The sequence below is a fragment of the Streptomyces sp. T12 genome (assembly GCF_028736035.1).
Classification (GTDB): domain Bacteria; phylum Actinomycetota; class Actinomycetes; order Streptomycetales; family Streptomycetaceae; genus Streptomyces.
Genome location: NZ_CP117866.1, coordinates 10,978,060 through 10,996,774, shown reverse-complemented (window position 1 = coordinate 10,996,774; position 18,715 = coordinate 10,978,060). Strand labels below are relative to the sequence as shown.

General features: G+C 70.1%; 22 protein-coding genes. 12 read left to right on the top strand and 10 right to left on the bottom strand.

Going from position 1 to position 18,715, the window contains the following annotated elements; all coding sequences use genetic code 11:
* Nucleotides 1-94: 94 nt before the first annotated feature.
* Nucleotides 95-505, bottom strand: a complete 411-nt coding sequence (locus tag PBV52_RS49245) for a hypothetical protein (protein WP_274248685.1) — start codon at nucleotides 503-505, stop codon at nucleotides 95-97.
* Nucleotides 506-833: 328 nt separating this feature from the next.
* Between PBV52_RS49245 and PBV52_RS49240 the strand changes: the two genes are divergently transcribed.
* Entirely contained in the window at nucleotides 834-1,121 is a 288-nt protein-coding gene (locus PBV52_RS49240; RefSeq protein WP_274249991.1) for a DUF1905 domain-containing protein, read from the top strand.
* On the opposite strand, the gene mgrA is transcribed toward PBV52_RS49240, so the two are convergent.
* Nucleotides 1,111-2,103, bottom strand: coding sequence for an L-glyceraldehyde 3-phosphate reductase (mgrA, locus tag PBV52_RS49235; protein ID WP_274248683.1), 993 nt, complete (start codon nucleotides 2,101-2,103; stop codon nucleotides 1,111-1,113). The genes PBV52_RS49240 and mgrA overlap by 11 nt on opposite strands.
* Nucleotides 2,104-2,252: 149 nt before the next feature.
* Between mgrA and PBV52_RS49230 the strand changes: the two genes are divergently transcribed.
* Nucleotides 2,253-3,140, top strand: a complete 888-nt coding sequence (locus tag PBV52_RS49230) for a LysR family transcriptional regulator (RefSeq protein WP_274248681.1) — start codon at nucleotides 2,253-2,255, stop codon at nucleotides 3,138-3,140.
* Between the two features lie 25 nt (nucleotides 3,141-3,165).
* Nucleotides 3,166-3,675: a DUF664 domain-containing protein gene (locus PBV52_RS49225; protein ID WP_274248679.1), complete on the top strand. Its 510-nt coding sequence runs from the start codon at nucleotides 3,166-3,168 to the stop codon at nucleotides 3,673-3,675.
* A gap of 13 nt (nucleotides 3,676-3,688) precedes the next feature.
* Here PBV52_RS49225 and PBV52_RS49220 read toward each other — a convergent pair whose 3' ends face one another.
* A complete protein-coding gene (locus tag PBV52_RS49220; protein WP_274248677.1) occupies nucleotides 3,689-4,762 on the bottom strand; it encodes an adenosine deaminase in 1,074 nt (357 codons plus the stop codon).
* Nucleotides 4,763-4,820: 58 nt separating this feature from the next.
* Nucleotides 4,821-5,207, bottom strand: a complete 387-nt coding sequence (locus PBV52_RS49215) for a VOC family protein (RefSeq protein ID WP_274248676.1) — start codon at nucleotides 5,205-5,207, stop codon at nucleotides 4,821-4,823.
* Nucleotides 5,208-5,402: 195 nt separating this feature from the next.
* Here PBV52_RS49215 and PBV52_RS49210 point away from each other — a divergent pair, with 195 nt between their 5' ends.
* Both PBV52_RS49210 and sph read left to right on the top strand, forming a co-directional pair.
* Nucleotides 5,403-5,861, top strand: a complete 459-nt coding sequence (locus tag PBV52_RS49210; protein ID WP_274248674.1) for a pyridoxamine 5'-phosphate oxidase family protein — start codon at nucleotides 5,403-5,405, stop codon at nucleotides 5,859-5,861.
* 58 nt (nucleotides 5,862-5,919) lie between these two features.
* Complete coding sequence (gene sph / locus PBV52_RS49205) at nucleotides 5,920-6,948, top strand: sphingomyelin phosphodiesterase (protein WP_274248672.1); 1,029 nt, start codon at nucleotides 5,920-5,922, stop codon at nucleotides 6,946-6,948.
* 22 nt (nucleotides 6,949-6,970) lie between these two features.
* On the opposite strand, the gene PBV52_RS49200 is transcribed toward sph, so the two are convergent.
* The 4 genes from PBV52_RS49200 to PBV52_RS49180 all read right to left on the bottom strand — a co-directional run bounded on the left by PBV52_RS49200 (nucleotide 6,971) and on the right by PBV52_RS49180 (nucleotide 10,082).
* The gene (locus tag PBV52_RS49200; protein WP_274248670.1) at nucleotides 6,971-7,876 is read right to left on the bottom strand and encodes an aldo/keto reductase; all 906 of its coding nucleotides are present in this window, start codon (nucleotides 7,874-7,876) and stop codon (nucleotides 6,971-6,973) included.
* Nucleotides 7,877-7,914: 38 nt separating this feature from the next.
* Nucleotides 7,915-8,625, bottom strand: coding sequence for a chitinase (locus PBV52_RS49195; protein WP_274248669.1), 711 nt, complete (start codon nucleotides 8,623-8,625; stop codon nucleotides 7,915-7,917).
* A gap of 233 nt (nucleotides 8,626-8,858) precedes the next feature.
* Nucleotides 8,859-9,272, bottom strand: coding sequence for a HEAT repeat domain-containing protein (locus tag PBV52_RS49190; protein WP_306801483.1), 414 nt, complete (start codon nucleotides 9,270-9,272; stop codon nucleotides 8,859-8,861).
* 363 nt (nucleotides 9,273-9,635) lie between these two features.
* Nucleotides 9,636-10,082: a MarR family winged helix-turn-helix transcriptional regulator gene (locus tag PBV52_RS49180; protein ID WP_274248667.1), complete on the bottom strand. Its 447-nt coding sequence runs from the start codon at nucleotides 10,080-10,082 to the stop codon at nucleotides 9,636-9,638.
* 138 nt (nucleotides 10,083-10,220) lie between these two features.
* Here PBV52_RS49180 and PBV52_RS49175 point away from each other — a divergent pair, with 138 nt between their 5' ends.
* From PBV52_RS49175 to urtE, 6 genes are all read left to right on the top strand, one after another.
* Complete coding sequence (locus tag PBV52_RS49175) at nucleotides 10,221-11,333, top strand: substrate-binding domain-containing protein (RefSeq protein WP_274248665.1); 1,113 nt, start codon at nucleotides 10,221-10,223, stop codon at nucleotides 11,331-11,333.
* Between the two features lie 268 nt (nucleotides 11,334-11,601).
* Entirely contained in the window at nucleotides 11,602-12,858 is a 1,257-nt protein-coding gene (gene urtA / locus PBV52_RS49170) for an urea ABC transporter substrate-binding protein (RefSeq protein ID WP_274248663.1), read from the top strand.
* A 78-nt stretch (nucleotides 12,859-12,936) separates the two neighbouring features.
* Nucleotides 12,937-13,833, top strand: coding sequence for an urea ABC transporter permease subunit UrtB (gene urtB, locus PBV52_RS49165; protein WP_274248661.1), 897 nt, complete (start codon nucleotides 12,937-12,939; stop codon nucleotides 13,831-13,833).
* Nucleotides 13,830-14,918 (top strand): urea ABC transporter permease subunit UrtC, encoded by a 1,089-nt coding sequence (gene urtC, locus PBV52_RS49160; protein WP_274248659.1) that lies wholly within the window; start codon nucleotides 13,830-13,832, stop codon nucleotides 14,916-14,918. The genes urtB and urtC overlap by 4 nt, the downstream gene beginning before the upstream one ends.
* A 19-nt stretch (nucleotides 14,919-14,937) precedes the next feature.
* A complete protein-coding gene (gene urtD, locus PBV52_RS49155) occupies nucleotides 14,938-15,711 on the top strand; it encodes an urea ABC transporter ATP-binding protein UrtD (protein ID WP_274248657.1) in 774 nt (257 codons plus the stop codon).
* Nucleotides 15,711-16,403 (top strand): urea ABC transporter ATP-binding subunit UrtE, encoded by a 693-nt coding sequence (gene urtE / locus PBV52_RS49150; RefSeq protein WP_274248656.1) that lies wholly within the window; start codon nucleotides 15,711-15,713, stop codon nucleotides 16,401-16,403. The genes urtD and urtE overlap by 1 nt, the downstream gene beginning before the upstream one ends.
* On the opposite strand, the gene PBV52_RS49145 is transcribed toward urtE, so the two are convergent.
* Both PBV52_RS49145 and PBV52_RS49140 read right to left on the bottom strand, forming a co-directional pair.
* The gene (locus PBV52_RS49145; RefSeq protein WP_274248654.1) at nucleotides 16,393-17,583 is read right to left on the bottom strand and encodes an RNA polymerase sigma factor; all 1,191 of its coding nucleotides are present in this window, start codon (nucleotides 17,581-17,583) and stop codon (nucleotides 16,393-16,395) included. The two genes, urtE and PBV52_RS49145, sit on opposite strands and share 11 nt — an antisense overlap.
* Nucleotides 17,583-17,939 carry a YciI family protein gene (locus tag PBV52_RS49140; protein WP_274248653.1) on the bottom strand — a complete coding sequence of 119 codons (357 nt, stop codon included), beginning with the start codon at nucleotides 17,937-17,939 and terminating at the stop codon, nucleotides 17,583-17,585. Before PBV52_RS49140 ends, PBV52_RS49145 begins: the two co-directional genes overlap by 1 nt.
* Before the next feature lie 249 nt (nucleotides 17,940-18,188).
* On the opposite strand from PBV52_RS49140, the gene PBV52_RS49135 reads away from it, so the two are divergent.
* The gene (locus PBV52_RS49135) at nucleotides 18,189-18,629 is read left to right on the top strand and encodes an SPW repeat protein (RefSeq protein WP_274248651.1); all 441 of its coding nucleotides are present in this window, start codon (nucleotides 18,189-18,191) and stop codon (nucleotides 18,627-18,629) included.
* Nucleotides 18,630-18,715: the final 86 nt, after the last annotated feature.

Below are 18,715 nucleotides of genomic sequence, written 5' to 3'. Positions count from 1 at the left end.
CGGAGGGCTGGATCACCCGGGACTTGGACCACCCGGGACTTGGATCACCCAGGGCAGACATCACTCGGGCCAGAGATCACTCGGGGCAGCGGGCTCACCCGACGGACACGACCAGCGCCGGGATGGTCCGCTGCATACGCAGCGCGTCCACCGACTCGGCGAGCAGTTCGTACTCGGTGGTGTCGTCGCTCACCGCGAGCCTCACCAGTCGCCCGGCCGCCAACTCGTCGGCGACCAGCTCCTGTTGAGCGACGTCGCCACACCAGGTGCGCAGTACGGCCGGCACGTCGGGCACGGTGCCGGCGACCGGGACGAGCGCGCCGGGCGGGAAGTGCTCGGCGTCGGGTTGCGGGTCTAATCGCTCGGCGATCCAGGAAGCCCGGTCGCGTAACCACCACAGGGCAAGGGCCAGGGTGGGCGCCCGGTAGGTTCCCAGGGGTACACCGATGCGCCGTCCGCCGCAGACGCCGTATGCGGTGACATGGCACAGGAACTCGTCGTGCACGTAGCCTCCCCCGTGTTGCCGTGTTCGCCTCTCGGCGGACCTCGCTTTCCGTGCGGCTCGTGAGCGGTGTGTAAGGGCGCCGTCGCCCCATGTGAGGCACCCTAGTAGTCGAGTATGTTCACTACTGAAACACTGTCACCACGACTTTCCGGCCACTCTCCTGGCATATTCACAGCCGGTGTTGGCCGAAATGCGGCGGGTACACGTCAACCTCGGGGAATGACCGGGGCATAACCTCGGACGATGAATTCCGTGCCTCGCAGCGGTCTGACCAATGAAGGCCGCGAAGACCACCGCGAGGGAGGACACCATGACCACGAGCGGGAAAATGACCACGAGCGGGAGCATGGACGCGGAATTCACCGCCGTCCTGGTCAAGAGCCCCAGCAAGGGCGGGTGGACCTATGTCGTCTGGCCGGAGTCCGCCGACTTCTTCGGCACCCGCGGGCTGGTCAAGATCCGCGGGACCGTCGACGGACATCCGTTCCAGAGTTCGTTCATGGCCCTCGGAGCCGGCACCCACAAGCTTCCCGTCAAGGCCGATGTGCGCAAGGCCATCGGGAAGCGGGAGGGCGACTCCGTCACCGTTCACCTGACGGAACGGCTCAGCCCTTGATCACCGCGTCGATCCGGGCCAGTTCCTCGGCGTCGAAGTCGAGGTTGCGGGCGGCGGCGACGCTGTCCTCGATCTGCTGCGCACTGCTCGCACCGACGAGTGCCGAGGTCACCCGGCCGCCGCGCAGCACCCAGGCCAGGGCCAGCTGCGCCAGGGTCTGGCCGCGGGACTTGGCGATGTCGTCGAGGGCGCGCAGCTTGCCGACCAGGTCCTCGGTGACCGCGTCCGAGTTCAGGAAGGGACTGCCGCTCGCGGCCCGCGATCCCTCCGGGATGCCGTCGAGGTAGCGGCCGGTCAGCAGGCCCTGCTCCAGCGGGGAGAAGACGATGGAGCCGACCTGGAGCTCGTCCAGGGCGTCGAGGAGGCCCTCGTCCTCGGGGCGGCGGTCCAGCATCGAGTAGCGCGGCTGGTGGATGAGGAGCGGGGTGCCCAGCTCACCGAGGATGCGGGCGGCCTCACGGGTCTGCTCGGCCGAGTAGTTGGAGACACCGACGTACAGCGCCTTGCCCTGCTGCACCGCCGAGTGCAGGGCGCCCATCGTCTCCTTCAGCGGAGTGTCCGGGTCGGGGCGGTGCGAGTAGAAGATGTCGACGTAGTCCAGGCCCATCCGCTGCAGGCTCTGGTCGAGCGAGGACAGCATGTACTTGCGCGAGCCCCACTCGCCGTACGGGCCGGGCCACATCAGATAGCCGGCCTTGGTGGAGATGACCAGCTCGTCCCGGTACGGCGCGAAGTCCGCCTTCAAGGCCTCACCGAACGCCGACTCGGCGGCCCCGGGCGGCGGGCCGTAGTTGTTGGCCAGGTCGAAGTGGGTCACGCCGAGGTCGAAGGCGCGGCGCAGGATGGCCCGCTGCGTCTCGACGGGGCGGTCCGGGCCGAAGTTGTGCCACAGTCCGAGGGACAGTGCGGGGAGTTTGAGGCCGCTGCGTCCGGTGCGCCGGTAGGGCATGTCCGCGTAGCGGTCGGTGTGTGCGGTGTACAACGCGACTCCAGAGGGGTTGGCACACGTGAGGACGGTTCCGCAGAACCGGTATGCGACCGGTATTCCAGTCGCCGCCCACTCTGTCGTGACCTGCGGGCAGTGGTCCAACAGGTAAATCCGATGGGATTCAGCGGCTACGCTGCTCAATCATGGAACTGCGCCATCTCCAGCACTTCGTGGCGGTCGCCGAGGACCAGCACTTCACCCGGGCGGCCGAACGCCTGATGGTGTCCCAGTCGGGCCTGTCGGCGTCGATCCGGGCACTGGAACGGGAGTTGCAGACCCCGCTGTTCGTGCGGACCACCCGCCGGGTGACGCTCACCCCGGCCGGACGGGCGCTGCTGGGCGAGGCGGAACGGATCCTCGCGCAGGTACGGGCGGCCCACGAGGCGGTGGCCGCGGTGCAGGGCGTGCTGCGCGGGATGCTGGCGCTCGGGTCCGAGCAGTGCATCGCCGGGGTGCATGTGGCGGGGCTGCTCGCGGCCTTCCGGCGGCAGCATCCGGACGTGGAGATCTGCCTGCGCCAGGCGGGGGCGGGCGCGCTCGCGGAGGAGGTCGCGGCTGGGCGCCTGGACCTGGCCTTCGCGGTACGGACGGCCGACGAGGACATCGACCAGCTGCGAGTCGTACCGCTGACCAGCGAGCCGATGACCGTCCTGTGCCATCCGAGCCACCGGCTCGCGACCGCCGGCGCCGCGGTCACTCCCGAGGAGCTGGGCGGCGAGGTCTTCGTCGACTTCCACCCGGACTGGGGGCCGCGCCGCACCACCGACGCCGTGTTCGCCGCGACCGGCGTCCGGCGGACCGTCGCCCTGGAGGTGAACGATGTGCACAGCCTCCTGGACCTGGTGGACGAGGACCTCGGCATCGCCGTCGTACCGCGCCACTTCCGGCACAAGCGCCGGTCGCTGACCGCACTGCCGGTGAAGGGCACCGGCGAGACGGTCTACGAGACGGTCGCCCTGCTGCCGCGCGCGCAGGCGACGAGCCCAGCGGCCCGGGCGCTGATGGCGCTGCTGGAAACGGAAGGCGCATGACGGCCGGTTGCGCGATGGTGGAGCCATGCATGCCAAGGACATCCTCATCGACGGATACAACCGCATCCAGGAAGAAGTCCATGCCGCCGTCGAGGGCCTCGACCCCGACGACCTGCACGCCCGCCCCTCCGCCGACACCAACTCCATCGCCTGGCTGATCTGGCATCTCACCCGCGTCCAGGACGACCACATCGCCGACGCCTTCGAGCTCGACCAGGTGTGGCTGACGCAGGATTTCCAGAAGACCTTCGGGCTGGACCTGCCACGCCATGACACCGGGTACGGGCACACCGCCGCGAAGGTCGACAAGGTACGGGTCGACTCCGGTGACCTGCTGACCCGCTATTACGACGCCGTGCACGCCCAGACCCTCGGGGCGCTGCGCGAGGTGGCCGCCAAGGATCTGGAGCGCGTCGTGGACGAGCGCTGGGACCCGCCGGTCAGCCTGGGTGTACGGCTGGTCAGCGTCCTGTCCGACGATCTCCAGCACGTCGGACAGGCCGCCTACCTCCGCGGGCTGCTGAAGAGCTCCTAGCCCGCGAGCCGCTTCACAGCGCGGCCGCGTACCCCGGCAGGACGACGTCCTCGATGAGGGCCTTGCGCTCGTCGAACGGGATGAACGCGCTCTTCACGGCGTTCACCGTGACCGTGCGCAGGTCCTCGACCGTCCAGCCGGCCTCCTCGACCAGCAGGGACATCTCGCGCGTCATCGTCGTACCGGACACCAGTCGGTTGTCGGTGTTGAGGGTGACGCGGAAGCCGAGGTCCTTGAGCGCGGTGATCGGGTGCTCGGCGATCGAGGTGGCGGCGCCGGTCTGGAGGTTGGAGGTCGGGCACATCTCCAGCGCGACACGGCGGTCGCGCACCCAGCCGGCCAGACGGCCGAGCTTGCCGTCCACTATGTCGTCGGTGATGCGCACGCCGTGACCGATGCGCTGGGCGCCGCACACCTGGAGGGCCTGGTGGATGCTGGGCAGGCCGTGCGCCTCACCGGCGTGGATGGTGAACGGGACGCTCTCGCGGCGCAGGTGCTCGAAGGCGTCGAGGTGGTCGGCGGGCGGGAAGCCGTCCTCGGCACCGGCGATGTCGAAGCCGACCACACCCGCGTCCCGGAAGGCCACGGCCAGGTCGGCGGCCTCGCGGACCCGGTCGAACATCCGCATCCCGCACAGCAGGGTGCCGACGCGCACCGGAGTACCGGCGGCCGCGGCCTTCGCCATACCGGCGGCCAGGCCCTCCTGGACGGTCTCGACGACCTCGGCGAGGGTCAGCCCGCCGTTGGTGTTCAGCTCGGGGGCGTAGCGCACCTCGCCGTACACGACACCGTCGGCGGCCAGGTCGAGGACGTACTCCTCGGCGGTGCGCAGCAGCCCCTCGCGGGTCTGCATCACGGCGAGGGTGTGCTCGAAGGTGGCGATGTAGCGGACCAGGTCGCCGGAGTTCGCGGCCTCGAAGTACCAGGCGGCGAGCTCGTCCGGGTCGGTGGTCGGCAGGGTGTGGCCGACCGCCTCCGCGAGCTCCACCACGGTGGCGGGGCGCAGGCCGCCGTCGAGGTGGTCGTGCAGGACGGCCTTGGGGAGGCGGCGGATCACTTCGGCGTCTACGCGCGTAGCAGTTGTCATGGCGGGTCTTTCCTTGAGCCTTGAGCGGGGTGGTTCGGAGCGACGGGAGGGAGGCGGGTCAGCCGGCGGGCTGGAGCAGGTCCCAGCGGTTGCCGTACAGGTCCTGGAAGACGGCGACGGAGCCGTACGGCTCATGCCGGGGCTCCTCCAGGAAGGTCACGCCGGCGGCGAGCATGCGGGCGTGGTCGCGGGCGAAGTCGTCGGTGTGCAGGAAGAACCCGACGCGCCCGCCGGTCTGGTCACCGACCCGGGCGCGCTGCCCGTCGCCCTTGGCCCGGGCCAGCAGCAGACCGGCGCCCTCGTCGCCGGGCTGGACGACGACCCAGCGGGAGCCGTCGGGGCGCGGGGTGTCCTCGACGAGCCGGAAGCCGAGGGCTTCGGTGTAGTGGCGGATCGCCTCGTCGTAGTCGTCGACGACGAGGGTGACCAGGGCGATGCGTCTCATCGGGGCCTTCCGGGAGGTGCGATTGACGGGAGAGGTTATACGTAAAACCTGCCTGACGCCAGTCGCTGGAGGAACAGACGCCGGTCGCCCGAGGGGCGGACGCCGGTCACCCCCGTGGACCTAGGGCGCAGGCCCGATCCGAGCCGGGCCCCGGGCCCGATCCGCACCGCCCGCTCCCTCGGTACCGTCCCGGCCATGACGATCACCGAGCCGCCCCGCGGCCCCGAGCAGCGCAAGCGCGATCTCCTGGACCGGCTGGAGAAGGAGATGGACGTCTGGGTGGCCACGGCCGACGCGGACGGGCTGCCCTGCCTGGTCCCGCTCTGGTTCGTGTGGGACGGCGAGTCCCTGTGGCTCGCGACACGGCTGACCACGCCGACCGGCCGCAACCTGCGCGAGGGCGGACGGACCCGGCTGGCGCTCGGGGACACGCTGGACGTCGTCCTCGTCGACGGCGACACCGAGATGTACGCCGCCGAGGATGTGCCGGGAGCCGCGGCCGAGGCGTTCCTCGCGAAGACGGGATGGGATCCCCGGGCGGACAGCCTGCCGTACGTCTACTTCCGGGTACGTCCGCGCACGGTCCAGGCGCGGAACGGGGAGCACGAGATGCGCGGCCGGTACCTCATGCGAGACGGGGTGTGGAGGGCCTGAGCCGGGTGTACTTCTTTTCCCGCACGGGTGTTACCAGGGAGTAATCGCCGGTGGTTTGATGTGCGGCGCCACTCCACCCCCTCACCCTCAGGGAGATCCAGTGACGCTCTTCGCACCGCGCCGCACCCCGGGCGCAGCCGTGCTCACCCTCGCGCTCGCCACCACCGGGCTCGCGGGCACCGCCCCCACCGCGACGGCCGCCGACCAGGCCCCGCCGTTGCGGGTGCTGTCGTACAACGTCTTCCTCTTCAGCAAGACCCTGTACCCGAACTGGGGCCAGGACCACCGGGCGGCGGAGATCGCGAAGGCGCCCTTCTTCCGCGGGAACGATGTCGTGGTGGTGCAGGAGGCCTTCGACAACTCCTCGTCCGACGCGCTGAAGTCCGCGGTGGCGGGCGAGTACCCGTACCAGACGCCGGTGGTGGGGCGGAGCAAGGACGGCTGGGACGCGACGGGCGGGGCGTACTCGGCGACGACGCCCGAGGACGGTGGGGTCACGATCCTCAGCAGGTGGCCGGTACTGCGCAAGGAGCAGTACGTGTTCAAGGACGCGTGCGGGGCGGACTGGTGGTCCAACAAGGGCTTCGCGTATGTGGTGTTGAACGTGAACGGCGCCAAGGTGCATGTCGTCGGCACGCACGCCCAGTCGACCGACCCGGGCTGTGCCGCCGGTGAGGCCGCCGCGATGCGCAGCCGGCAGTTCAAGGCGATCGACGCGTTCCTGGACGCCAAGAACATCCCCGCGGGTGAACAGGTCCTGGTCGCCGGGGACTTGAACGTCGACTCGCGCACCGCCGAGTACGCCTCGATGCTCGCCGACGGAGGGCTGGTGGGCGCCGACGCGCGGACCGGGCACCCGTACTCCTTCGACACGCAGGACAACTCCATCGCCCGCGACCGCTACCCCGACGACCCCCGCGAGGACCTGGACCACGTCCTGCACCGCGCGGGTCACGCCCGTCCCACGGTATGGAAGAACGAGGTCGTCAAGGAGCAGAGCGCGCCCTGGACGGTGACGAGCTGGGGCACCGACTACACGTACACCAACCTCTCGGACCACTATCCGGTGACCGGGTACGCGGGCTGAGCGACGACCCGACGGCCCCGGCTCAACCGGTCTGCTGCCGCGCCGCGTTGAGCCGGGCCAGCTCGTCGTCGGTGAGGCGCAGCGCGCCCGCGGCCACGTTCTCGACCAGGTGGTCGGGGTTGCCGGTGCCGGGGATGGCGAGGACGTGCGGGCCCTGGTGCAGGGTCCAGGCGATGCGTACCTGGGCGGGGCTCGCGCCATGCGCCCGCGCCACGGCGAGCACCTCGTCGTCGTGGGCGGTGGTCGCGCCCCGCTCCCCCGTCTCGCCGGCCACGGCGTAGAACGGCACGAAGGCGATGCCCTGCTCGCCGCACTGGCGAAGGAGTTCGTCGGCCTCGGGGTCGGGCCGGTCGAGCGCGTACCGGTTCTGTACGCAGACCACGGGCGCGATGGCCTGCGCCTCGGCGAGGTGCCGTGGCTCGACGCCGGAGATGCCGAGGTGCCGGACCAGGCCCGCCTCGCGCAGCTCGGCCAGCGCGCCGAAGTGCTCGGCGAGGGAGTCCTGCCCCATGCGGCGCAGGTATACGACGTCCAGGTGGTCGCGGCCGAGCTGGCGCAGATTCTCCTCGACGTGGCCGCGCAGCTGGTCGGGGCGGGCCGAGGTCCCCCACTCGCCGTGGTAGTCGCGGTAGGGGCCGACCTTCGTGGCGATGACCAGGTCGTCGGGGTACGGCGACAGTGCGCTGTTGATCAGTTCGTTGGCCGAGCGGAGCGCCGAGAAGTAGAAGGCGGCGGTGTCGATATGGGTGACGCCGAGCTCAACCGCCTTGCGCAGTACCGCGATCGAGCGGCCCCGGTCGCTCGGCGTCCCGTGGTGGAAGGCGGCACTGCCCGTCAGCCGCATCGCGCCGAAGCCGACGCGGCTCACGGACAGGTCGCCGAGTTTCCAGGTGCCCGCGGCGTCCGCGGTGATCGTTTCGGAGGTCATCGGCGGAGTCTCGCACACGCCTCGGGCACCGGGGGGCATCAGCAGTACAGGTTGCCGCCCGGGGAGACGCCGAGGATCTGCGTGAACCGCTGGTAGGCGCTGACGCGGCTCTGCACCTGGGCCGGGTTCTTGCCGTCGCACTCCAGGGAGCCGTTGACGCTGCGGATCGTCTGGCCGAAGCCGGCCTGGTTGACCATGGCGTTGTGAGGGGTCATGGTGCCGGGGCCGTTCTGGGTGTTCCAGTACCACAGGCCGGTCTTCCAGGCCACGGCCGCCTCGTTCTGCACCCGCCAGGGGTTGCCCAGCAGGTCGATGCCGAGGGCGTCGCCCGCTGCCTTGTAGTTGAAGTTCCAGCTGAGCTGGATGGGGCCGCGTCCGTAGTAGGCGGCCTGGCCGGCGGGGCAGCCGTACGGCTGGCTCCAGTCGCAGTAATGGGGGTAGTTGGCCTGGTTCTGCTCGACGATGTGGACCAGGCCGCCGGTCTCGTGGTTGACGTTGGCGAGGAAGGCGGCCGCCTCCTGCTTCTTCACCGTGTCGCTGCCGGTGTTGGCGAAGCCGGGGTAGGCGCTGAGGGCGGCGGTGAGGCCGCTGTACGTGTAGAACGAATTCCGGTTCGGGAACATCTGGTTGAACTGCGACTCGTTCACGACGAAGCCGGCGGCGGACGCGCTCGGGGCCGGCTGGAGCAGCAGCGCGGCGCTGCCCAGGGCGAGTGAGGACAGGAGTGCGGCTATGCGGCGCCTCGACACGGGATCAACTCCTTTGCGGAGCACGGCCGCACCCGGACAAGGGCAGGGCGAGGCAGAGCCTTGTGCGCACGCGCCGACTGGGTCGGCCACGGCGGTGGGGGCGGCCGTGGTGGGGGGTGTGGAGACCCACTGAACCGCGTTGGTCTGTACCAGTCAAGACTTTGGTCTGTACCAATCACGGGTGAAGGACAGTCAACCCGCCCGATGGCTCCGGGAGTTGAAGAGGCTCCTGATCACCGCCCCGCTCGGCCCGCGTACGCACGGACATCGGCGTCGGGGTCGTCCACCGCGGTGGCCAGCGCCGTACGGGCGTCGTCGTGCGCGGTGTGGCGCGACAGAGCGAGTACGGCTGCCTTGCGCACGTCGGCGTCGGCGTCGCGCAGCAGCTCGGCGAGCGCGGGGACGGCATGGTCCGGCGCAGCCCCGCCGAGGGCGGTCGCCGCGCCCGCACGGACCTGCCAGGCCGGGTCGGTGAGCGCCGCTGTCACGGTGGCGAGGAGTGCCTCGGGGACGCCGAGGACACCCAGGGTCTGCAGGGCCGCAGCGCGTACCAGGATGCCGGGGTCGTGGATCAGGTGGCGCAGGGCGTCCGGCGTATCTGCGTCCCGGTCGAGGTGCGCGGCCAGGGCGGCGAACCCGCGCGCCACGCCGACCCGCACCTCGCGCGCGGCGTCGCCCGCCGCCTCGGGCAGCGCCTGGACCGCGCCCGGTAGTCGGCGGCGAGGACGTCCTCGTGGGGCCGTGCGCCCCCGGGAAATCTCCCGGTCAGCACCAGGTGCCGCAGCAGGTCCGCGAGCTGACGCGCCCGGTCGGTACGCAGCCGTCGGCGGCGGGCGGCGCGGTGTGCTCGCGGGTTCGTTCGGCTGGCATGGGGCGACCATACCGACGCCGCCCGCTCAGTGGTGTTGCTGAATCATTGCGCCACCTGAGCCCCCTTCACCACGCCGCTGACCTGCGACTTTCCGGGAGGTGGGACCAGTTTCGCCACTACGCCCGCGGCACGGCCGACGTCACGTGGCGCTCTGCGTCGGCGCTTGCTCCAGCGTGTCGACCAGTCGCGCGAGCAGACCGTGCAGCAGTTCCTCGTCGCCCTCGCTGAGCACCGGCAGGCCCTCGCGGACCTCGCGGCTGATCCGCCGCCAGTAGGTCTCGCCTCGCGGGGTGAGGTGGGCGAGGATGCGGCGCCGGTCCAGCGGATCGACCCGGCGGTACACGAGGTTCTGGTCGACGAGGTGATCGACCAGCTTGGTCAGCGTCGCCGGGGGCAGGAAGGCCGCTTCGGCCACCGCCGTCATGGAGTGGCCCTCGCCGTCGGAGAGCTGGGACAGCACCCGCCAGGCGTCGAGCGAACAGCCGTCCTCGTCGAGGACGCCCTGCAGCCGGCGCGCGGCCAGTCGTTCGGCGCGCGTCAACAACCGCATGAGGTCCTGGGGCTGACGCGGAGGTGGGGTAGCCATCCTGCTCCTCGGTCCCGGGGTGCCGACCATCGTACAAGTGTCGTTTCACCAAAGGATCGTCCACGCTCACCACTTCCACACCTCCCGGCCCGCGAGACGGGTCTGGAGTTCACCGTGCGGACCCGGAATCATGACCGCATGTTCCAGCTCGATCCCCATCCGCTCGACTGGTTCACCGTCGACGACTCCGTGCTCAGCGTCGCTCTCGTGTTCCCCATGCAGGGCGCCGCGGGCATCTTCGGCCCGACCTGCGAGCTGTGCGCACAGCTCGCCGCCCAGGAGGTCAACCACGCGGGCGGCGTGCTCGGCAAGGAGCTGCGGCTGCTGCCGGTGGACGGCGGCGCCGAGCCTCGTGAGATCGCCGACCGGGTCGAGGCGCTGGTGGATCTGGGGGTCGTGCAGGGTGTCACCGGCTGGCACATCTCCTCGGTGCGCCAGGCGCTGGCCCCGCGCATCGCGCACCGGGTGCCGTATGTGTACACGGCGCTGTACGAGGGCGGGGAGCACACGACGGGCGTCTTCCTGACCAGCGAGACACCGGACGATCAACTGCGGCCCGCGATGCGGCTGTTGGCGGGCGAGCGCAGGGTGCGCCGGTGGTTCGTCGTCGGCAACGACTATGTGTGGCCGCGGCGCACGGCGCGGGCCGCGCGCGCGTATGCGCACGAGTCGGGGGGCGGCATCTGCGGGCAGGCGTATCTGCCGCTGGGCACCCACGACTTCGACGACGTGCTGCGCCGGATCGAGCAGTCCGAGAGCGACGCCGTCCTGATGCTCCTGGTGGGCAACGACGCCGTCCGCTTCAACCGGGCGTTCGCCGCGGCCGGCCTCGACCAACGGTGCCTGCGCCTGAGCACGCTCATGGACGAGAACATGCTGATGGCCAGCGGCCCCACGGCGACCGCCGGTCTCTACAGCACCGCCGGGTTCTTCGCCTCGCTCGCCAACCAGGACACCCTCGACTTCCACGGCCGGTACGCCGGGCGGTACGGCATCGAGGCGCCGGCGCCCGGGAGTCTCGGCGAATCGTGTTACGAGGGCGTGCTGTTGCTCGCCGCGCTCATCGCCCGGGCCGGGACGCTGGACGTGACGGCGATCGGCGCGAGTGCCGAGTCGGTGTCGTACGAGGGACCGCGCGGGTTGCTGTGGCTGCGGGACAGCCACGTCAAGCAGCGCATCTACCTCGCGCAGGCGGACGGCGTGGACTTCGACGTGCTCACCCAGCTCGACCTCGACGGCGCGCACCCTTGACATGCACCTCACCACACCCAGATACTTCCCACAGGAAGTATCTAGAATGCCTCGGGCGAACTGTGAATTCCGGTGCGGAATTCGTCCCGAGGCTTTTTTGTTTCCCGCTTCGTTGCCTGCGGCGAGCCGGAAGATACAGCTGGGAAAGTATCTCGAAACGCCGTGGAAACAGGGTGACTTGAGGCTGTGGACCGCACTTCAGGGACCCTGAAGGGCTGCTGATTCCTTCCTTTTCAGGTGTCCTCGTCATGGGGACAAGGAGGTTCACTTGTCCAGCCTTCACCACATTCACCGGCGCCGCTTCCTGGCCGGTACCGCGGCCCTCGCCGCCGTCGTCGCGCTCTCGGCGTGCGGCGCGAAGACCGACGCGGCGGGTTCGTCCGACAAGGCCGCGAAGATCGACGTCAGCGGTGACACGGTCAAGGTCGGCCTGCTCAACTCGCTGTCCGGCACGATGGCGATCAGCGAGGTCACCGTACGCAACTCGCTCACGCTCGCCATCGACGAGATCAACGCCTCCGGCGGTGTGCTCGGCAAGAAGATCAAGCCGATCAGCGAGGACGGCGCCTCCGACTGGCCGACGTTCGCCGAGAAGGCGACCAAGCTCATCAAGGAGGACGGCGTCGCGGCCACCTTCGGCTGCTGGACCTCCGCCAGCCGCAAGGCCGTCAAGCCGGTGTTCGAGAAGAACAAGTCGCTGCTGTTCTACCCCGTGCAGTACGAGGGCCTGGAGGAGTCGCCGTACATCTTCTACACGGGCGCGACCACCAACCAGCAGATCGTCCCGGCCCTCGACTACCTCAAGAGCCAGGGCCTGAAGAAGCTCTACCTGGTCGGCAGCGACTACGTCTTCCCGCGCACCGCCAACAAGGAGATCCGGGCGTATGCCAAGGCCAACGGCATGACGATCCTCGGTGAGGACTACGCGCCGCTGGGGTCCACGGAGTTCAGCACGATCGCCAACAAGGTGAAGGCGTCCAAGGCGGACGCGGTGTTCAACACCCTCAACGGCGACTCGAACGTGGCCTTCTTCAAGGAGTACAAGTCGGCGGGCCTGACGGCGAAGAGCATGCCGGTCGTCTCGGTGTCGATCGCCGAGGAGGAGGTCAAGTCGATCGGCACGCAGTACCTGGACGGGCAGCTGACGGCCTGGAACTACTACCAGACCACGCCGGGCGCCGCGAACGAGAAGTTCGTGAAGGCGTACAAGGCCAAGTACGGCCAGGACAAGCCGACCAGTGACCCGATGGAGGCGGCGTACGTCTCGGTCTACCTGTGGAAGGCCATGGTCGAGAAGGCGAAGTCCTTCGACCCGGAGAAGGTGAAGGCCGCCTCGGACGGCATCACCTTCGACGCGCCCGAGGGCAAGGTCACGATCGACGGTGCCTCGCAGCACATCTACAAGACGGCCCGGATCGGCAAGGTCGGCTCCGACGGTCTGATCGAGCAGGTGTGGGACTCCGGCAAGCCCATCAAGCCGGACCCCTACCTCAAGGGCTACTCCTGGGCCTCCGGCCTGTCCTGACCGACCGTCACCGCTTGTCGTGCGGGGGCCCGGCACACTCGCCGGGCCCCCGCTCCCCCGCCTCCCCGGAGCCGCCGTATGACCGTGATCCTCGGTCAGACCTTCACCGGCATCAGCATCGGTGCCGTTCTGCTGCTCATCGCGCTCGGTCTCTCGCTCACCTTCGGCCAGATGAACGTCATCAACATGGCCCACGGCGAGTTCATCATGGCCGGCGCCTACACGACGTACGTCCTGCAGAAGTCCATTTCGAGCGCCGGAATTTCGCTACTGGTCGCTCTTCCCGTCGCATTTCTCGTCTCGGGCGCCCTCGGCGCACTTCTCGAATGGCTGCTGATACGGCGCCTGTATCTACGGCCACTTGACACGCTTCTCGTCACCTGGGGTGTCTCCCTGATGCTCCAGCAGCTCGCCCGGGACATTTTCGGCGCACCGAACGTGCAGACGCGCGCGCCCGACGTCCTCACCGGGAACATCACCCTCATCGGCGGCGACGACCCGCTGACCGTCGCCAACAGCCGTCTGTTCATTCTCGGGCTGGCGGTCGCTGCGGTCGTCGCGCTGTCGCTGACGTTGCGGCTGACGCCGCTGGGCCGCCGGATCCGGGCCGTGGTGCAGAACCGCGACCTCGCGGAGGTGTCCGGCATCTCGACGTCGACCGTGGACCGTACGGCCTTCTTCATCGGCTCCGGGCTCGCGGGTGTGGCCGGGGTGGCGCTGACGCTGGTCGGTCCGATCGGGCCGACGATGGGCACCAACGTGATCATCGACGCCTTCCTGGTGATCGTGGTCGGCGGCATCGGTCAGCTCAAGGGCACGGTCATCGTCGCCTTCGTGCTGGGCGTGCTCCAGTCGGTGCTGGAGTACTCCACCACCGTCAGCGTCGCCAAGGTGCTGGTGCTGGTCGGCATCGTCGCGTTCCTCCAGTGGCGGCCCCAGGGGCTGTACACGCTGCGCACGAGGAGTCTCGTATGAACCTGCTCAAGGGGCCCTCGGCCCGGGCCGCGGCCGGTTTCGCGGGGGCGGCCGTCGTGCTGTTCGCCCTCGCCCCGCTGCTGCTGTCCGAGTTCCGCCTCGGGCTGCTCGCCAAGTACCTGTGCATCGCGATGGTCGCGGTCGGTGTCTGTCTGGCCTGGGGCCGCGGCGGTCTGCTGACGCTCGGCCAGGGCGTGTTCTTCGGGCTCGGCGGCTACGCCATGGCGATGCACCTGAAGATCGCCGACGCGGGGCCCGGCAACCTGCCCGACTTCATGCAGCTGTACGGCACCGCCACCGAACTCCCTTGGTGGTGGCAGCCGTTCGCGAATCCGCTGTTCGCCCTCGCGGCGACCGTGCTGCTCCCGATGGCCGTGGCCGCCGTGCTCGGCTCCTTCATCTTCCGGCGCCGGGTCAAGGGCGCGTACTTCGCGATCCTCAGCCAGGCGCTCGCCGCCGCCTTCGCCATCTGGCTGATCGGCCAGCAGGCCACGACCGGCGGCACCAACGGGCTCACCGACATCCAGGGCTTCTTCGGCTACGCCTTGGACGACCCGGTCAACCAGCGGATGGTGTACTTCATCATCGCCGCCGTCCTGCTGCTGCTCATCGCCCTCGCCCGCCAGCTGATCCACAGCCGCTACGGCGAACTCCTCGTCGCCGTGCGGGACTCGGAGGAGCGGGTGCGCTTCCTCGGCTACGACCCGGCGAACGTCAAGCTCGTCGCGTATGTGGTGGCGGCCGGCATGGCGGGCCTCGCGGGCGCGCTGTTCGTGCCGGCGGTCGGCATCATCTCGCCGGCGCTGATCGGCATCGTGCCGTCGATCGAGTTCGTCATCGGCGCGGCGGTGGGCGGCCGGGCCAGCCTGGTCGGCGCGGTGCTCGGCGCGGTCGCGGTGGCCTGGGCGAAGACGGCACTGTCGGAGGAGTTCCCGGCGGCCTGGACGTACTTCCAGGGGCTGCTGTTCATCGTGGCGCTCGCCTTCCTGCCCGGCGGTCTCGCCTCGCTGGCGGGGATCGTGCGGCGACGCAGGGCCGCGGCTGAGAAGAAGGCGGCCGTCATCCCCGTAGGAGAGGCAGCATGACCAGCGTAGGAGCGGCAGCATGACCGGCCTGGAGATACGCCGACTGCGGGTGTCCTTCGACGGATTCACCGCTGTCGACGGAGTCGACCTCGATGTCCGCCCCGGGGATCTGCGGTTCCTCATCGGTCCCAACGGCGCGGGCAAGACGACCCTCGTCGACGCCGTGACCGGCCTGGTGAAGGCGGAGGGCTCGGTGCGGTTCGGCGGCGAGGAGCTGCTCGGGCGGAGCGTGCACAGGATCGCCCGGTCCGGCATCGGGCGGACCTTCCAGACCGCCACCGTCTTCGAGGAGTTGACGGTCCTGCAGAACCTGGACATCGCGGCCGGTGCGGGCCGGAGCCTGTGGACCATGCTGCGGCGGCGCAAAGACGTCCCCGAGCCGGTCGCCAGGGCGTTGGAGACGATCGGGCTCACCGAGCTCGCCGACTCCCCTGCCGGGACACTCGCGCACGGTCAGAAGCAGTGGCTGGAGATCGGCATGCTGCTCGTGCAGGACGTACGGCTGCTGCTGCTCGACGAGCCGGTGGCCGGCATGAGCCACGACGAGCGTCAGGCGACCGGCGAGCTGCTGCAGCGGATCAGCGAGGAGCGGACCGTGGTCGTCATCGAGCACGACATGGACTTCATGCGGTCCTTCGCCCGCAGCGTCAGCGTGCTGCACGCCGGCAAGGTGCTCAGCGAGGGCACGGTCGCCGAGGTGCAGGCGGATCCGAAGGTTCAGCAGGTGTACCTCGGGCACGCGGCCGCCGAGACCACCGAGACCACCGCCGACGTGGCCGTGCAGGAGGCGTGATGCTCCAGATCGACGACGTACGCGTCGGCTACCACCGCAGCTCCGTCCTGCACGGCGTGTCCGTCGAGGTGCCCAGGGACGGCGTGGCGGCCGTGCTCGGGCACAACGGCGCGGGCAAGAGCACGCTGCTGCGGGCCGCCGTGGGACTGCTCACGCCGACCAGCGGCACGATCCGCCTGGACGGCGAGGACATCACCCGCCGCAAGCCGCACGAACGGGTCGCGCGCGGGATGGCGTACGTCCCGCAGGGCCAGCAGTCGTTCCCGCACCTGACCACCGCCGAGAACCTCCAGCTCGTCGCGGACGGGCGCAGGCGCGGCAAGGAGTCGGTCGCCGAGGCGCTGGACCTGTTCCCGGCGCTGCGGGCACTGTCCAACCGCCGCGCGGGCCTGCTCTCCGGCGGCCAGCGGCAGCAACTCGCCATCGCCCGCGCCCTGGTGACGGAGCCTCGGCTGCTGCTCCTGGACGAGCCGACCGAGGGCATCCAGCCGTCGGTGGTCGCCGAGATCGAGGAGACGATCCTCGCGCTGGCCGCGCGGGGCGGACTCTCGGTGCTGCTGGTCGAACAGCACGTCGGGTTCGCGATGCGGGCGGCTCAGCGCTACTACGTGCTGGAGGCCGGGCGGGTCACGTCCTTCGGCGACGGCGGCGCGGAGGGCGAGGTGGCGGTGCGGGAGGCGCTCAGCGTGTGAGGGCGCGGCGCCGGCGCTCGAGCCAGACACGCTCCGCCGGGCTCCCGGTCAGGGCGAGCGCGGCCTCGTACGCCCGAACCGCCTCCGCGTCCCGGCCGAGGCGCCGCAGCAGGTCGGCGCGGACCGCGTGGAAGACGTGGTAGCCCTCCAGGTCGAGGCTGTCCACGAGGTCGAGGGCCACTCGCGCGCCCTCGACCTCGGCCACGGCCACCGCCCGGTTCAGGGCGACGACGGGGCTGGGGGCCAGAACCATCAGCTGGTCGTACAGCTGGAGAACCTGCCCCCAGTCCGTGGCCTCGGCGGTGGGCGCGTCGCTGTGCACGGCCTGAATGGCGGCCTGGATCTGGTAGGGCCCCGGCTGGTTCCGGCGCAGGCACCGCCGTACGAGGGCCTGTCCTTCCGCGACGAGGTCGCGGTCCCAGCGCTCCCGGTCCTGCTCGGGCAGCGGCACGAGCGCCCCGTCGGCGTCCTCCCGTGCGGGCCGGCGGGACTCGACGAGGAGCATCAGCGCGAGCAGGCCGGTGACCTCGGGCTCGTCCGGCATCAGCTCGGCGAGCAGCCGGCCCAGGCGTACGGCTTCCGCGCACAGCTCGGGCGAGCCGCCGTAGCCCTCGTTGAAGATCAGGTAGACGACGGCGAGGACGCCGTTCAGCCGGTCCGGGAGGTCGGCGTCGCGGGGCACGCGATACGGGATGCGCGCGTCGCGGATCTTCGCCTTGGCCCGCACCAGCCGCTGGGCCATGGCCGGCTCGGGCACCAGGAAGGCGCGGGCGATCCGGGCGGTGGTGAGTCCGCCGAGGAGGCGCAGGGTGAGGGCGACCCGGGCCTGGGGGGCGAGGGCGGGATGGCAGCAGGTGAAGATGAGCCGGAGCCGTTCGTCGCGCACGGGGCCCTCCTCGGGCGGTGCGTGAAGGGCGTGCAGCAGGGCGGCCTCGGCGTGCCGTTCGTCCCGCTTGGCCTCGCGGCGCAGCCGGTCGATCGCCCGGTTGCGGGCGGTCGTGATGATCCACCCGGCCGGGCTCGGCGGCGCACCGGTCTCCGGCCAGCGCCGTACCGCCGTGGTGAAAGCGTCCTGGACCGCTTCCTCGGCGAGGTCGATGTCGCCGAGGAAGCGGACGAGGACGGCGACCGCGCGGCCGTACTCGGTACGGAAGACGGCCTCGACGTCGGGGGCCGTCATCAGTCCTCGGCTTCGCCCATGAACGGCCGCACCTCGATGGGAAGGGTGGTCGCCAGCGCCGCCTTGCGCCCCCATCCGAGGGCCGCGTCCAGGTCGGGCGCCTTGATCAGGCAGATCCCGCCGAGCATCTCCTTGCCCTCGGCGTACGGTCCGTCGGTGATCAGGACGTCACCGGCGCTGGGCCTCAGCACGGTGGACGACTCCGGTCCGTGCAGTCCCCCGGCGAAGACCCAGGCACCGGCCTGCCTCAGCTCCTGGTGGAAGACATCGAGGTTCTTGCCGATCTCGGCGAGCACCTCCGGCGGGGGCAGCTCGTCACCCACGGGCTGTACCACGCTGAGCAGGTAGTACTTCATGACAGCCTCCTTGGCCTCGGAGCGTCCCTGTCTGGCGCTCTCTCACCTCCTACACGAACGGCCCGCCCTCGGATCGACACCCGGCAGGCCGACACCGGAATGTTTTGCGGACGGCGGCTCCGCTTACATCGTCATGAACCCGACGAGCTCTACACATAAAGAAAAAATAAGAGCACAATGTCCCCTAGGCGGCGCTTACCGCATACCGCACCAGACGCGGTCAGGCCTGCAAGTCAAAGGAGACGAGTCATGGCCAATGTGCAGCCCACCAGAGGTGACATAACCGGCCACCCGGATGTATCCGAAATGCGGGAACGCTACGACCGCATGCTCGGCGGCCGTGACGTGGCACTCGTGGACGGACCGGTGTTCCTGCTCGGTCTGTACTGTGCGGTGTCCCCCTGGATACTCCACTACACGACCAGCCAGCCTCCGCTCGTGACCCACAACCTGATCGTGGGCATCGCGATCGGCCTGCTGGCCCTCGGGTTCACCCGGGCTCCGGAGCGTATGTACGGCCTCAGCTGGGCCTTCTGCGCGATGGGCGCCTGGATGATCATCGCGCCGTGGGTCGTCGGCGACAGCCCGGACGCGGGTGTCGTCGTCAACAACATCATCATCGGCGCACTGGCCGTGATCCTGGGGCTGATCTGCGCCGGTACGGCGGCCAGGAGCACCCCCAGGCCGTGAGGAGCAACCTCAGGCCGTAAGGGCCCAGCGGAGAGGAAGCCATGCCGGCCGGTCCGCACCCGCGGACCGGCCTTCTCGCGTCCCCT

Bases quoted from the DNA above. Each gene is read 5' to 3' on its own strand.
- PBV52_RS49240 (WP_274249991.1), top strand. From the start codon at position 834: ATGACCACGAGCGGGAGCATGGACGCGGAATTCACCGCCGTCCTGGTC.
- PBV52_RS49230 (WP_274248681.1), top strand. From the start codon at position 2,253: ATGGAACTGCGCCATCTCCAGCACTTCGTGGCGGTCGCCGAGGACCAG.
- PBV52_RS49225 (WP_274248679.1), top strand. From the start codon at position 3,166: ATGCATGCCAAGGACATCCTCATCGACGGATACAACCGCATCCAGGAA.
- PBV52_RS49220 (WP_274248677.1), bottom strand. From the start codon at position 4,762: ATGACAACTGCTACGCGCGTAGACGCCGAAGTGATCCGCCGCCTCCCC.
- PBV52_RS49215 (WP_274248676.1), bottom strand. From the start codon at position 5,207: ATGAGACGCATCGCCCTGGTCACCCTCGTCGTCGACGACTACGACGAG.
- PBV52_RS49210 (WP_274248674.1), top strand. From the start codon at position 5,403: ATGACGATCACCGAGCCGCCCCGCGGCCCCGAGCAGCGCAAGCGCGAT.
- sph (WP_274248672.1), top strand. From the start codon at position 5,920: ATGTGCGGCGCCACTCCACCCCCTCACCCTCAGGGAGATCCAGTGACG.
- PBV52_RS49200 (WP_274248670.1), bottom strand. From the start codon at position 7,876: ATGACCTCCGAAACGATCACCGCGGACGCCGCGGGCACCTGGAAACTC.
- PBV52_RS49180 (WP_274248667.1), bottom strand. From the start codon at position 10,082: ATGGCTACCCCACCTCCGCGTCAGCCCCAGGACCTCATGCGGTTGTTG.
- PBV52_RS49175 (WP_274248665.1), top strand. From the start codon at position 10,221: ATGTTCCAGCTCGATCCCCATCCGCTCGACTGGTTCACCGTCGACGAC.
- urtB (WP_274248661.1), top strand. From the start codon at position 12,937: ATGACCGTGATCCTCGGTCAGACCTTCACCGGCATCAGCATCGGTGCC.
- urtC (WP_274248659.1), top strand. From the start codon at position 13,830: ATGAACCTGCTCAAGGGGCCCTCGGCCCGGGCCGCGGCCGGTTTCGCG.
- urtD (WP_274248657.1), top strand. From the start codon at position 14,938: ATGACCGGCCTGGAGATACGCCGACTGCGGGTGTCCTTCGACGGATTC.
- urtE (WP_274248656.1), top strand. From the start codon at position 15,711: ATGCTCCAGATCGACGACGTACGCGTCGGCTACCACCGCAGCTCCGTC.
- PBV52_RS49145 (WP_274248654.1), bottom strand. From the start codon at position 17,583: ATGACGGCCCCCGACGTCGAGGCCGTCTTCCGTACCGAGTACGGCCGC.
- PBV52_RS49140 (WP_274248653.1), bottom strand. From the start codon at position 17,939: ATGAAGTACTACCTGCTCAGCGTGGTACAGCCCGTGGGTGACGAGCTG.
- PBV52_RS49135 (WP_274248651.1), top strand. From the start codon at position 18,189: ATGGCCAATGTGCAGCCCACCAGAGGTGACATAACCGGCCACCCGGAT.